15 protein-coding genes are annotated in these 13,560 nt (G+C 41.3%); 8 read left to right on the forward strand and 7 right to left on the reverse strand.

From position 1 onward, the window contains the following. Positions 1 to 351: 351 nt before the first annotated feature. The 3 genes from H2R00_RS04240 to H2R00_RS21470 all read left to right on the forward strand — a co-directional run bounded on the left by H2R00_RS04240 (position 352) and on the right by H2R00_RS21470 (position 1,735). The gene (locus H2R00_RS04240) at positions 352 to 696 is read left to right on the forward strand and encodes a PH domain-containing protein (protein ID WP_020451808.1); all 345 of its coding nucleotides are present in this window, start codon (positions 352 to 354) and stop codon (positions 694 to 696) included. A 112-nt stretch (positions 697 to 808) separates the two neighbouring features. Further along, positions 809 to 1,297, forward strand: a complete 489-nt coding sequence (locus H2R00_RS04245) for a TraR/DksA family transcriptional regulator (protein WP_043928037.1) — start codon at positions 809 to 811, stop codon at positions 1,295 to 1,297. A 207-nt stretch (positions 1,298 to 1,504) separates the two neighbouring features. Next, entirely contained in the window at positions 1,505 to 1,735 is a 231-nt protein-coding gene (locus H2R00_RS21470) for a hypothetical protein (protein WP_367304831.1), read from the forward strand. On the opposite strand, the gene H2R00_RS04255 is transcribed toward H2R00_RS21470, so the two are convergent. Beyond that, a complete protein-coding gene (locus tag H2R00_RS04255; RefSeq protein ID WP_182070520.1) occupies positions 1,623 to 2,027 on the reverse strand; it encodes a site-specific integrase in 405 nt (134 codons plus the stop codon). The genes H2R00_RS21470 and H2R00_RS04255 overlap by 113 nt on opposite strands. 1,411 nt (positions 2,028 to 3,438) lie before the next feature. On the opposite strand from H2R00_RS04255, the gene H2R00_RS04260 reads away from it, so the two are divergent. Further along, on the forward strand, positions 3,439 to 4,902 hold the full coding sequence (locus H2R00_RS04260) for a serine hydrolase domain-containing protein (RefSeq protein ID WP_182070521.1): 1,464 nt from the start codon (positions 3,439 to 3,441) through the stop codon (positions 4,900 to 4,902). Positions 4,903 to 5,203: 301 nt separating this feature from the next. Further along, a complete protein-coding gene (locus H2R00_RS04265; protein ID WP_154996747.1) occupies positions 5,204 to 5,830 on the forward strand; it encodes an FMN-dependent NADH-azoreductase in 627 nt (208 codons plus the stop codon). 43 nt (positions 5,831 to 5,873) lie between these two features. On the opposite strand, the gene H2R00_RS04270 is transcribed toward H2R00_RS04265, so the two are convergent. The 4 genes from H2R00_RS04270 to H2R00_RS04285 form a co-directional block, all read right to left on the reverse strand. Then, positions 5,874 to 6,389 (reverse strand): DinB family protein, encoded by a 516-nt coding sequence (locus H2R00_RS04270; RefSeq protein WP_182070522.1) that lies wholly within the window; start codon positions 6,387 to 6,389, stop codon positions 5,874 to 5,876. A 121-nt stretch (positions 6,390 to 6,510) separates the two neighbouring features. Further along, entirely contained in the window at positions 6,511 to 6,975 is a 465-nt protein-coding gene (locus H2R00_RS04275; RefSeq protein ID WP_182070523.1) for a YndM family protein, read from the reverse strand. Between the two features lie 21 nt (positions 6,976 to 6,996). Beyond that, positions 6,997 to 7,122, reverse strand: coding sequence for a biofilm-forming protein (locus H2R00_RS04280; RefSeq protein ID WP_154999747.1), 126 nt, complete (start codon positions 7,120 to 7,122; stop codon positions 6,997 to 6,999). Between the two features lie 100 nt (positions 7,123 to 7,222). After that, a complete protein-coding gene (locus H2R00_RS04285) occupies positions 7,223 to 7,828 on the reverse strand; it encodes a TetR/AcrR family transcriptional regulator (protein ID WP_182070524.1) in 606 nt (201 codons plus the stop codon). 298 nt (positions 7,829 to 8,126) lie between these two features. On the opposite strand from H2R00_RS04285, the gene H2R00_RS04290 reads away from it, so the two are divergent. Next, positions 8,127 to 10,793 (forward strand): phosphoenolpyruvate synthase, encoded by a 2,667-nt coding sequence (locus tag H2R00_RS04290; RefSeq protein WP_182070525.1) that lies wholly within the window; start codon positions 8,127 to 8,129, stop codon positions 10,791 to 10,793. A gap of 192 nt (positions 10,794 to 10,985) precedes the next feature. Further along, entirely contained in the window at positions 10,986 to 11,444 is a 459-nt protein-coding gene (locus tag H2R00_RS04295) for an NUDIX hydrolase (protein ID WP_182070526.1), read from the forward strand. A gap of 107 nt (positions 11,445 to 11,551) precedes the next feature. Here H2R00_RS04295 and H2R00_RS04300 read toward each other — a convergent pair whose 3' ends face one another. Further along, the gene (locus H2R00_RS04300; RefSeq protein ID WP_003182651.1) at positions 11,552 to 11,737 is read right to left on the reverse strand and encodes a type Z 30S ribosomal protein S14; all 186 of its coding nucleotides are present in this window, start codon (positions 11,735 to 11,737) and stop codon (positions 11,552 to 11,554) included. A gap of 762 nt (positions 11,738 to 12,499) precedes the next feature. Continuing rightward, positions 12,500 to 13,123 (reverse strand): LysE family translocator, encoded by a 624-nt coding sequence (locus H2R00_RS04305; RefSeq protein WP_182070527.1) that lies wholly within the window; start codon positions 13,121 to 13,123, stop codon positions 12,500 to 12,502. A 171-nt stretch (positions 13,124 to 13,294) separates the two neighbouring features. Here H2R00_RS04305 and H2R00_RS04310 point away from each other — a divergent pair, with 171 nt between their 5' ends. Then, positions 13,295 to 13,531: a CotD family spore coat protein gene (locus H2R00_RS04310; RefSeq protein WP_154999752.1), complete on the forward strand. Its 237-nt coding sequence runs from the start codon at positions 13,295 to 13,297 to the stop codon at positions 13,529 to 13,531. The last annotated feature ends 29 nt before the right edge of the window (positions 13,532 to 13,560 follow it).

Genomic DNA, 13,560 nt, shown 5'->3' on the forward strand with positions numbered 1-13,560 from the left:
AATCGGAAGCAGGAGCAAGTGCCTGATACGTACACAAAAGGCATGATAAAATCGTCAGAAGAGAACCGCAGAGAAGAAGAACATCTTGCTGCGGTTTTTTGTTATAACCGTTATGCACCTTTTGATTGATAGCAAACGAAAAATAAGCTGAAAAAACTGATAAAAAAGTTGAAACCTCACGCGTCCGCCGGGCGTATTAATTGATAGTAAAAACAAACATATAGAGTTAAAGAAATGTAATCTGCTCGTAATTGTTTATAAATCAGGGTTATCGTATCCTTATTAGTAACTGACAGCATACTTTGCCTTGTGCATAAACATAAATTGGACACATAGAAAGAGGGGTTTTGATTGGGCGTTTTTTCAGCAAGCAAAACAGCAGACGGCAAAAAATTTGAACCGCTGCTTATAGAAGGAGAAAAAATAGAATCGGTTTGCAGACTAAGAATAGATCAAATATGTTTTACGAACAAGCGGATTATTTTTTTTGATAATAAACTGTTTTCCAAAAAGAAAGTCCGCGTTTTCCTGCCGTACAGATCGATTGAAGGCTTTGCAATCAGAGAAGTCAGCATGTTCAATCCAGACAGTTCTCTTTCTCTGATGACCAGCAGCAAAATCTTTGACCTGGAATTTACGAAGGATACCGACATGCTTGAAATTCAAGCGCTGTTATCAAAATACTTATGTGCATAAACCGTAAAGGCTGTTCACCGCTTGTCCGCGTCTGAACGGCCTTTTTATTTTGGAAAGGCGGGTTTTTCTCCCACGAAATCGGGAAAGGAAGAAGAAAGGAGGAGGATCAGCCATGCCATTAACACAAAAACAAAAAGACCATCTCTACCATAAATTAATTGACTTAAAACAAAGCCTTTCCCCTGCAGAAGGAACAGATCAGTCGATGGCGGAAGAAACGGGCGAGCTTTCAAACGGAGTTGACAATCATCAGGCTGACCATGCCGGCGTTTATTTTGAACGAATGAGAGAGCAGACCTTCCGGCAGACGGACAGAAATTTATTAAAAGAAGTGGAAGACGCCCTCAAGCGATTGGAAGACGGCACATACGGAATATGTGAAGCAACAGGTCAAGAAATACCATATGAGCGCCTCGAAGCCGTTCCATATGCAAGAAAAACCGCGGAGACTCAAGCTGAAACAGAAAAAAGAAATCAAGAGGGGGAAGGATATGACGAGCAATTTACACGGCAAATGAAGGATTTGACAAACAGAGAAACGATGGATCAAAAGCGTTCATATGCTTACGAACGTCTTGATGAGGAGCAGGATTCAAAATAAGCACCCGCAAAAACAGGGTGCTTTTTTCTATGGCTCTGTTTGTTAAAAGAGATGTCCTACAACTGTCGACGGGGAGTCAAGTACTCGACACAATAAAACATTTATCAGTTATCGGAGGTTTAATTGCAGCTATTGATATTCTAGAGAAAAATCCGGACATCCAGGAAAAGTTACACGAAAACGAAAAGTACTTACTTAAGAGACGGCATTCAACAAATAGGTCTTAATGTATTACATAGTGAATCACCTATTATTCCAATTATTCTTCCAGATCGCGACACAACTTTACGTTTTGCAGACTCACTTCATCAAGAAGGTGTCTACGTTAACCCAATTCTCCTCTTCGCATACCTGTTTCTAAAGCTACTAAGACGAGCACATGAAATTCTTCCTCTGTGTGTGCTAGTAGATATGTTCTTAGCTTTTGGAAGTCCGTAATGGATAACGCTTTGTTTCGTTTCGATAACTCTTTCCCACGAGGTTTGACAAGTTCTGCGAAATCATTCGTGAGATAACCACGAGCGTAAGCGTCACGAAGTGCCATTTTGACTTTTATTAACAAGCTGCGAGTGGTACTGTGAGAACGCTTCTTTGCGTATTCATCAATTTTTCTTTGCACAACAATGTCATTCATATCTTTTAACTGAATATTTCCGAATAACTTTCTAATAATTCCTGACGCTTCTAGGTATCTTTGAAAGGTAGCTTTTTGTATATCATTTTTCTTCACAAGATATATCCAGTGTTAGTTGTTTAAAAGAATCTATGCCTAAGTCAAATCTCTTTGTTTCTTCCATCAATCTGATATAAAAGTCTTTTTTTATCCAATTCCTTGATATATCTCAAATGTCCGCCACAAAATTCCAGCACAGGACATCATTTCCCTTACCGTATCAACGGATTCCATACTATTATTCTCTATTTCCTACCTCCCTGTTAGATATGGGGAGGTAGAATGGTGTCGTTGCTACGCAACGACAAGCACACCGCTTCCACTTGCTCGCTTTTGCTGCCGCTTGCGGAAGCGGTGTGCTTCGGCTGTTTTTCATAATTTCTCCATGCACTCACTTCCATTGTGAAAAATGAAGCACTATTTCTATTTATCTCGCTAACCGTTCGTATTCGGTATCTCGGCGCTTATCAATCGCTCTGGAATAGGCTTCCATCATGGCGATATATAGTAGATTGTTTTTACAATCATTAGTCTACATAACAGCTTTTACGGTCAATACTGCTCGCTGTTTTATCAACTACAATGTTTAGAGACTGCTTGTATGTCTCGCTTGAAACAAGTCATCTTAGGTTTCCATTCATGAATGTAGTAGTTTCAAACATCTGTATTTAGTTGTATGGGAGTATTTTAAAATCATTCCTTTCAAAGACAGCTTATGAAGTGATTTTTCGAATGTAGAAAGGTTTTAGTATGGCTATTCTCACAAAATAATATCACGATATGCAATGTTGTTTTTCAAAAAAATAGCTCTTCATACATCGCTCTTTCTCATTTTTATTTTCTCGCTTGCTAAGTTTCTGTCTATATCTTTGTTACGGTTAATATCATATTACGATTTGTATTGGAGTTGTAGGGGGGCAAAATAAATCTTTATTTGTTCAATGTTATTATCGCATGATGAGTTGTGATATTGTGTAATATCCTTATCATATCAACTATTAGAGAGGGAGAAAAAAGTATCAAATTCTGCAATGAAATTCTTGCGGACATATTGTCATAGGGGCATAATCGATGTTGAGTGAGAGACAGAACGCCGATAAAGTATAATATCTGGATATAAAACGAAGAAACAATTGCTTGATGGATTGTAGACATTAAAAATCATGTGAAAGCATTGAATATACACCTATCAAAATCTTTTACATTAGCAGAAAAATAAGGAGATTTACATATAATCATGTTTAATATGTAAATTTCTCTATTATGTTTATCAAAGATAAGGTAATAGTTTTTACGTACTGCGCCATAACTCAATCTATCTTTTTCCATTTTATTAATCTCATTACATATTCAGAAATAACCTTTTCCCCTGTATAATCGGTATAATGTGTCTGCTTTGAAATGAAAAAATATAGTGGCATCATGATCACAGATAGCGAGTCAATATTTTATTACTGGGGGTTGTCTCATGAGAAGTAAGATGATAATTATAACAATAATCACAGTATTTATGTTGTTTGTTGGATTTAACACCTCAGCCTATGCATTGACAGAGGAAGAGTCTGTTGCAATCCAATCATTATTAGAAGATGCTAGGCGTATATCTGGCACACCGGGCATGTCAGTTTCAATACAATCAAGGGATGATACCTATTTCTTTTCATCCGGCTATGCAAACTCTGAGGAAGGGATTTTGACCAATGAAAACACCATATGGGAGTTAGCCTCCGTCAGCAAAGCTTTTACTGCTTTAGGAATTTTACTTTTGGAAGAGCAGGGATTTTTGTCTATGGACGATTCGGTTGTAGAGTATTTACCTTGGTTCTCATTGCGATATCAGGGACAGCCCGTTGACATGCAGAGTGTTACTTTGAATCATTTCCTTCATCATACTACAGGGTTAATCAATAGGTATCATACTCAGCATATCCCAGAGGGAAATACACCAGATATGTTGCAAAAGACCGTTGAAATGTTAATAGATGCCGAAGTGGTATTTCCACCTGGCGAAAGATATGAATATGGGACGGTAAATTATGATGTGCTGGGCTTGGTGATAGAAACCGTATCGGGACAAAGCTTTGAGGATTTTATGGAAGAACAAGTATTTCGACCACTGGGGTTGTATGAAACTTATGCGAATAGAGGTAAGGTACAAGCGACAGGTCAGTTGGCACAGGGCTATCGTTCCGCTTTTTTCATGACGCTGCCATATGATGCACCGGAATTTAGAGGAAACACACCTGCTGGGTATCTGTTTTCGTCCTCTCAAGACATAGCCCGTTGGATGGGAATTCAATTGGGAATTGTTGAAGATATTCCGGAAATCTTTCAAGGGCTGATTGCAAAATCACATGAGGGCAATAGGTCTGTTGCGGCTGTGGATGAACTGTACTATGGGGCGGGGTGGGTCGTGAATGCAGATCAGACATTCAGCCAACACGCAGGTGGTAATCCAACGTTTGCAACAAATATATTCTTATTCCCAGAAGAACAGCTAGGTATCTCTCTATTATCCAATAGTGCCAGTACAAATATTGACATGTTATATAATATTAAGGATATTTTAGACGGAAATATCTCCCAAAGCTATCAAATGAGTTTGATGCAGATTTCCGATATCGCCCTATCTTCCGCTACAATTGCTCTAACATTACTAGCAATTCTATTTTTCTTTTTAGGGGTGCGTAGAAAGAAACAGAATAGGAAATTACCGTTAACGAAAAAGAGATTGACACTCATAGCTTTTTGGCTTGTGACTACAATTTTTATAGGTATCCTATGCCTAATCCTCCCCACAATATTTGGGGCTAGTTGGAGGTCATTTCTAGTTTGGCAAACGTATAGTTATCTAACCGCACTGATTGCGTTGTCTTTACTAAGTGCAAGTATCACTTGGTTTGTATATTGTTATCGCTATAAATGTTCCTAATGAGATGTGCCATTGTAACCTAAACGAAAACTTTTTTATTTGCTTCGCAGCATATTCCGACCACGCATAAATATGCTACATAATATAATATTTTATGCTTGAACTTAAATAATGTTGTATTATCCGAACGAAAGTTCTTGCTGATATGAGCAATCGTTTGTTTTTTATCAAATATGAACAGGGCTTTTTTGATAGAAACATATTTTGGCATCAAAATAAATGAGTTGACTTTCTATTTAAATGAAAGTAACATACTATTTGTAAGTAAATATTAAAACGTTAGCAACGGGAGGAAAATAGAATGTCTAAAGTATTGTTTGTTAAAGCTAATGACCGTACAGTTGAAGAAGCTGTATCTGTTAAACTTTATGAAGCGTTTCTTAACAGCTATAAAGAAAATCATCCAAACGATGAAATTGTAGAGCTTGATCTTTACAAAGAAAACCCGCCGTACCTGGGCAGAAATGCCATTAACGGGACATTTAAAGCAGGAAAAGGCATGGAATTGAACGAGGATGAAAAAGCTGCTGCAGCTGTAGCGGATCGTTACTTGGACGAATTCGTCAAAGCCGATAAAGTTGTTTTTGCTTTCCCTTTGTGGAACTTCGCTGTTCCAGCTGTACTTCACACTTATGTGGACTACTTGTCCCGCGCAGGAGTGACATTTACATACACTCCTGAAGGACCTAAAGGTCTGATGGGAGACAAGAAGGTTGCTCTGTTAAATGCCAGAGGAGGCTTCTATTCTGAAGGACCGATGGCTGCAATGGAAATGTCATTGAACTACATGAAAACCGTCATGGGCTTCTTCGGTGTTCAAGACCTGCATACCGTTGTCATCGAAGGACACAACGCTGTTCCTGACGACGCTCAAAAGATTATTGAAAACGGCTTAGCAGAAGCTAAAAAGCTTGCAGCATCATTTTAATTACGAAACCCTTGTTCCCAAAGCGGAACAAGGGTTTTTTTACTTATGTCGTTTGCTTCATGCTTAATAAATAATAAACATAGTCCGTCGGCACACCTGCTTCACCCATTTGTCTCAACATCGCTGAAATGTTGCCTCTGTGATAAGTGCCGTGGTTGACCACGTGATGAAGGAGTTCGCTAATAGGCGTTTTGATTTCACCGAATGCTGGATGTGCAATCGTGATTTCATCATCGGGGTCTTCAAGATTTTCAAAAAACGTTTCATATTGAAGCGCCGTGTCATGAAAGATGGAAACGAAGTCATCGATCTTTTTTCCCTTTAATTCTTCTTTCAGCCGCATGCCTGTTTCCTTTGCTTCCTCGTAAGGGGCTCCGGATATAACCTTAAGCCATAAGGCGTCAGCAAAGCACATATGGGTAACAACCTCAGATACAGATTGAAAAACGCTTTTGATTTCCCGGGTAAACAGCTCTTCAGGCAGGCTTTTCAGGTGGCTGAGAACCCTTTGATTCGCCCAATTGTGATAGTCTAAATGCTTTAGTGCGTTATGTGTCATACTTTTTGTCCTCCTCACTTTTTTAATATCAATTCGTGAAAAAGACGCATATTCCTTTAATTAAGAAAAATACCCCGGGGCATAAAGAGTAAAAAACCTGCCAATCGGCAGGTTTTCGTGCTCATTCTTTGTCCTGTTTTTTGGATGGGGTAACCGGATAAAGCTCCTCAGATGCTTCGCTTTGATACTGCAATGAGCCTCGCTTTTCCCTGTTTTCCCGGTTTCCGTTTTTCGTTTCGTCCAAAACGTTGGCTTCCATATAGCGGTGGAAGAAATATTCGAACACGGTGACGCCGATCGCTGCTACGATTGAAGCTGCAGCAAGCGTACCATACGGCGGATTATTTTGCATCGCGAGAATCGCCCAGATCAATACGAGTGAAAGGCCAAAATCTCCCATTGTCGCAGTTGTATTGTTTGTTCGCGGCAGCAGCAGAAGATCTCCGATCAAATAGGATATCACACCCAAAAACAATGTCAAAACAAACATTTCGCCGAATGGAACGCCAAAAAACAGAGTTAGGACCACATATAAAAGGACAAGGCTCACAATGAATTTTAAACACAACGCTCTTACATGCTTCATTTCGTTTCCTCACCTTTCAGCTTATTTTAAAGCATTCCTGTTTTGTTGCTGTTTATTGCTTTTGTCATCCTGCTGGAATGCACTTTCTGTTTCGTGATCGTTTTTCAGCTGCTCGAGGCTGCTGTTTTGAATGCCTTTCTTCTGCATGGTCTCACCACCTTTTTCACTATATTTTGGATTGTTTTTGATTTCTTATACATTTCACGAAAAAAGCAAAAAAGAGGGTACATCCCTCTTTTGAAGCCAGTCATTTTTTTCTCAGTCCTGCCGCATATGCAGGGCCCATTCCAGTTATTTTTGATAAGATGAGCGCCATATCATGCGGCGACTCTTTCATGCCGTTTTCCAGCCATTGCTGCATGACGCTGATATGAGCGCCGGTTATGTAGGAAATCAAGTAGTCCTCCGGCACAATCGGATTCGTTCTGATCGCTGCTTTCAGCCGTTTTAAATTGATGCTCAAAACCGATTTAAATTTTAAACGGAAAGAACCCGGGCCTTTAGGGCCTAAAATGGCTTTCATAAAAACCTCGTTTTCTCTTATGTATTGAAAAATGTCGACGACGAATGTCAGCGGATGGTCAATCACATCCTGTTTTAATATGTCCATTGAGTGAATCGAGCGTTTAGCAATGTTATTGATCTCTTGGATGATTTCCTCCTCGCTTTGTTCCAGCAAATCGTATTTATCTTCGTAGTGCAAGTAAAACGTGCCGCGGTTAATATCGGCTTTCTTCGTAATGTCTGTGACGGATATCTCTTCAAACGTTTTATTTTTCATCAGTTCAGAGAGTGCGTCTCTGATCATTTTTTTCGTGCGCTGTACCCTGCGGTCCTGTTTTTGTTCAGTCATTCAAATCCTCCTGACGGTTCATGAAAATCAACAATTTCCATAATTGTGTTGAGAACTTAACATTTGCTGATTGATTGTTCATTGCGTTCTCCTTTTGCGCAATTATAATAAACATGATGAATATTAATCAACATAGTGTTCATTTTATACGTATAAAAAAAGGCATGCCGCGAAAGACAAAGTGTGTTGAAAGTCCTGGCCGGGGAAAAATAAATCGTCCAAACAGTCAAAACAGCTTATACAACCCGGAAAATGCGGCGTCAAATTGCTGCAAAAAGCGGTGTAAGGAGAGGATAGAATGGAGAAATACGTGCTGTATTTCAATGAAATCGATCAATTTGATTTGCCCGATGTCGGCGGAAAAGGGGCGAACCTCGGGGAAATGACAAAAGCGGGCTTTCCCGTTCCTCAGGGATTTTGCATATCAACTGCAGCCTACCGTGCGTTCATAAAAACAAGCGGCATCATCGACAGCCTGCTCGATCAGCTTGAACAGCTCAAGCATGATGATCTTGAACAGATTCGGACTGCGGGGAAACAGATTCGTGAACATCTTGCTCAGGTCCCCGTGCCTGACGAGATCAAATCGGCGATATTGGAGGGCATAGATACCACCGGCAAAGATAAAGCCTATGCCGTCCGCTCCAGTGCAACGGCTGAAGACCTGCCGACGGCTTCATTTGCGGGGCAACAGGACACCTTTTTGAACGTCTGCGGGAAAGATCAGCTTCTTGATGCGGTGAAACAATGCTGGTCCTCGCTGTTTACGGACAGGGCGATTTCCTACCGCGCGAAAAACGGTTTCGACCACCGCTCTGTCTTTCTGGCAGTCGTCGTTCAAGAGATGGTTTTTCCCGAGGTTTCCGGAATTATGTTCACGGCGGATCCGATCACGGGGCACCGCAAAACGATTTCCATCGATGCAAGCTTTGGCTTGGGTGAAGCGTTGGTGTCCGGAGTCGTCAGCGCTGATCTGTATCAGGTTCGGTCAGGTGAAATCGTCAAAAAACAACTCTCGAAGAAAGAATCGGCTATCTACTCAGTACCTGAAGGAGGAACCGTCCAGAAAACTCTCTCTCCGGAAAAACAACAAACACAGGCTTTGCCGGATCCAAAAATCGTCGAATTGGCAGAACTGGGGCGCAAAATCGAGGCCCACTACGGCAAGGAACAGGATATCGAGTGGGCTTTTGCCGGCGGTAGCTTTTACATTCTTCAAAGCCGGCCGATCACATCCCTATACCCGGTCATCCGCGTTTTTGATGATAAGCCGCACGTATTGATTAATTTTGGCTATATCCAAATGATGACCGATCCGTTGAAACCGCTGGGCGTATCGGTTATCAGTCAAGTCCTCCGATTTTTAAAAAAAGTTCCTTCGGCACAGCCGATTCTTCGCGAAGCGGGAGGAAGGGTGTTCGCCGATATTACGGGTGCTCTCTCCCTCAGATTCGTCCGAAGCCGGCTGCTTAAAGTATTAAGCGGCATGGATCAGTTGATGGCATCAGCTGTATCGGACGCAGTCAAGCGCAAAGAACATCAGCATTATTCCATCTCGAGAAAAGGTATGTTTCATATTGCCGGGAGTTTGGCGCCGATTTTGATTCCGGCAGCATTAAAAGTTGCCGGAATCCTGCTGATGAGAAACCCCGATAAAGCCGAGAAAAAATCGGAATTGATCATTGAAGCCATCGTGACGGACACCGAGGAGAAGCTTAGCCGGACTTCCGGTGCCGAGACGATCCGCTTCATCCAAAAGGGAATGGGAAATATACTCCAAGACGTGCTTTCAAAGGTCGCTGTATATGTCTTGAGCGGAATGATTGCAGCCGGATTGCTCGAAAAAAAGCTGAAAAAGAAGCTGGGGGACGAGAAGAGCGCTATTTTGCTGGCGAAATTGTATAAATCCCTGCCTCATAATGTTACAACGGAAATGGGTCTTGAGTTAGGAGATCTTTCCGATCAGGCGAGAAAGCATCCTGATGTCATTGACTATTTCAAGCGTGCAAACAGCGAAAACTTTATGGAAGAACTGCTCAAAATCCCCGGCGGCGCCGAATTGAAGCACGGTTTAGACGATTTTCTGAAAAAGTACGGGATGCGGTGCGTGGGAGAAATCGATATGACAAGGCCGAGATGGGCCGAGGCTCCGGTTCAGCTCGTTCCGTCCATACTCAGCCATATTCGGACGGCTGTTGCCGGGGAACACAGGAGGAAATTTAAACAAGGCGAAATGGAAGCTGAAGAGGCAAAAAAGGAGATCATCTCTCAATTTCGTTTTCCAGAAAAAAAGAGAATCTCCCGGCTCGTTCATATGTACCGAAGCCTGATGGGCATGCGGGAGCATCATAAATTTACACTTGTAAAACTAATGTTTTTATACAAAAAAGCCATTCTTAAAGAAGCCCACACCCTCGTTGAAAAAGGGATTCTCAATCGTGAAGAGGATGTCTTTTACTTTACGCTTGAGGAGCTTATCGCGCTATTGGAGAATCGCGGTATCGGGGATATTCCGGAATTGTTAACAGACAGAAAACGGCAGCATATGTTCAATCAAAAGCTCAAATCCCCCCGCGTGATGACGAGTGAAGGGGAGATCATTACAGGGAAGCTGCGAAACGCAAAAAGTCCTGAAGGAGCTCTCACAGGGACACCGGTTTCTGCGGGAATCATCGAAGGGACCGCCAGAGTTGTGAAGAGCCCTGAAGACGCGAAGCTGAATCAAGGGGACATTTTAGTGGCGCCGTATACTGATCCGGGCTGGACTCCGCTTTTTACTTCAGCGGTCGGACTGATTACGGAAGTGGGCGGTATGATGACTCATGGTTCAGTAGTAGCAAGGGAATACGGCATTCCTGCTGTCGTCGGGATCGACAAAGCGACAGAAATCATAGAAGACGGCGCTTACATCCGAGTCGACGGATCAAACGGGTTTGTTCAAATATTGGACGGTGACGGCTCGTGAGCTACTTAAATAAAGGCTCTGTTATAGGAAATGTTGATATTTGATACCTACTCGAATCCTTGATATAATCAAAATAGAAACAAGTGTTCGATTGAGTTGTCAAGGCGAGCAAAGTGTTTAGCAATTTTTAATGAACAAGGCAGGATATAATAGAGATAAATATCATTTCCAAAGGGAATTGAGGAGAAATGGATGTCGCAAAATGGAATTGTTTTAGTAGCCAGTGTATCAATCTTTAGCGATGATAAAGTCTTGATGATAAAAGAGAATAAACCTGCTGCTATTAATAAATGGAACTTTCCGAGTGGACGTATCGAATATGGAGAGGGCATTCTCTATTCAGCTCGAAGGGAAGTTAAAGAGGAAACAGGATTGGACGTAAACCTGATTGCCGCTACTGGTGTATATAATTTTATCAGTAGTACAAAGAATCAAGTTATTTTATTTCATTTTATTGGTGAAGTTACTGGAGGTTCTTTAAATCTCGAAGAAGATGAAATTGTAGACAGCAAGTGGATAAAAGTAAATGACCTTGTAACATTTAAAAACGAAGACTTACGAGAACCAAATGTAATAAAGCAAATCATTGATAACTTATTAAAAGAGAATTTACACTCAACTAGTGTGTATAATGAGCAACTGATTAAATAGTTCTTATTGAGCTAGGGGATGTTAGTTGAACAAACGTATCAACATTAAAATTTAACAGAGCCTAAATAAAAAAAGCCAGCCTTTTGGAAAGGCTGACGAAATCGTTCTTACCAGCTTGCTTTTTTAACGCCAGGGATATGCCCTTTGTAAGCAAGCTCGCGGAAGCAGATGCGGCACAATTTAAACTTCCGAATCACGGAATGCGGTCTGCCGCAGCGTTCACAGCGGGTGTACTCTCTGACTTTGAACTTTTGTTCCCGTTTTTGTTTGACAATCATTGAAGTCTTGGCCATCTTTTTTACCTCCTTTTAGCTATATTGATTTATATAAATAAAAATAGATTTTTATTTCTGTAAACAATTTATTATAACATTTAAAATATCATTTGTAAATAAATTGAAAAGACTCGATGTTCGAGTCTTTTTTGCTGATGAAAAGTGAAAATGAATCTCATTTTTTAAGCGAAACTTTGTAGCAGATATGCGACTCAAACGATCCCGTTTTACCTCAGGTAAACGGCAAATTCTATCAATAAAGACCCATGCTGATCGATTGACTGATCTGCCGTCCCTAAGATCGATGAGTCTGCTTCATTTAATCTGATCATTTGGATTGAGCGGAAAATAACCGATTTGCATCAATACGAAGCAGCGGGAAATTTGTATACTGGCTTCAAAGAAAGGGGGGAGTATAGAGAACAATAACACTTTAGATTTTTGTCTCATTGTCTGGCACTCCACTATGCAATGAAACGAAGGAGAAATCAAACACAGCAAGAAAGCGCTGTAGAATTTGACAGCCTTGTGATCTACTCCAGCTAAAGAAACAAATCACTTCGCTTCCGCAACACCGGCTCCCACTCAAAGATCAAGCTTGAAAACGAAAAATGGAATGCAGGGCTGTTCATTTTCACATGAACCTCGATGTTTTAGGGATGAAATTGCCGCCTTGTCCATGAAAGCGGCGCCGACGGCGGAAATGGTAAATGCGTCAAATGTTATAAGCGGCAAAATTGGAAAAAGGTGTGCAAGCTGCACACCTTTTTTTCAGCGGCGCTACCTTTGGCTGACCGCTATTTTAAGCCCGATTAAAGCGAATAAAGACCCTTCAAGCAAATGAACTTTTTTAGCGGCTTGCGGACTTCTGCGCAGCCGGTCTCCGACTTTTTCCGCAAACAGGCTGATCATCACAAAAATAACGAACGCTTGAATTAAAAATAACATGCCGTAAACGAGCATTTGCGTTGTCACATTGAAGGTGCCGGGGTGAGTAAATTGCGGAAGAAAGGCAATGAAGAACAATGAGACCTTCGGGTTTAACAGATTCATCACAACGCCTTTTTGATATAAAGCCCTGCGGTTCAATGAGTCTTTGGCTTCAAGGTTGAAGCCAGTGCTTTTTTGCCGAAAAGACTGGTAAGCTAAAAACAGCAGATAGGCTGCACCTGCATATTTCACGATCGAGAAGGCGACAGCTGATTGATAGATCGCAGCAGAAATGCCTGCTGCAGCCGCGATGATGTGGCCGATTAACCCTGTGCATAGTCCGCAAGCGGTTGCTACACCTGCCGATTTTCCCTTTGAGATGCTCTGTGCCAAAACGAACAGGTTGTCAGGGCCCGGCATAAGTGTAAGCAGTACGGCCGCACCCAAAAAAGAAACGATCGATATCACGTCCATCTGTCCAACTCCATTTTTATCAATATTTTCTATTATATCATCTGAGAAACTTTTTTTAGCGAAAAGGCGTGGAAAATGGACGGATTTTTAGTTTCTTGTATTAGTACAAGTTTGTGCTAATCAACATACTTTGATAGTGAAGAATGAAACTCAAGGAAGGGAGAAGTGCTTATGTCTTACTGCAAACCGCGCGTTCTGCCGCCAGTTGTGCATCCTACTAGATACTGTGAGGATCACAGATACTCTAAAACGATCGTTCCTCACATCCATCCGCAGCATATTAAAAAAGTGGATCATCACAAATACGATCATGTTCACTATTATCCGCACTCTTATTCAAGCTATAAGCCGGTTTATCATGACCACTCTTACTGCGGTAAACCTTGCGAACGCTACAAAAAATACTAACCTTTCCGGAAGAAAAAATTCTTCTCATG

Origin of the sequence: Bacillus haynesii (genome assembly GCF_014042035.1) — a bacterium.
Lineage (GTDB): Bacteria > Bacillota > Bacilli > Bacillales > Bacillaceae > Bacillus > Bacillus haynesii.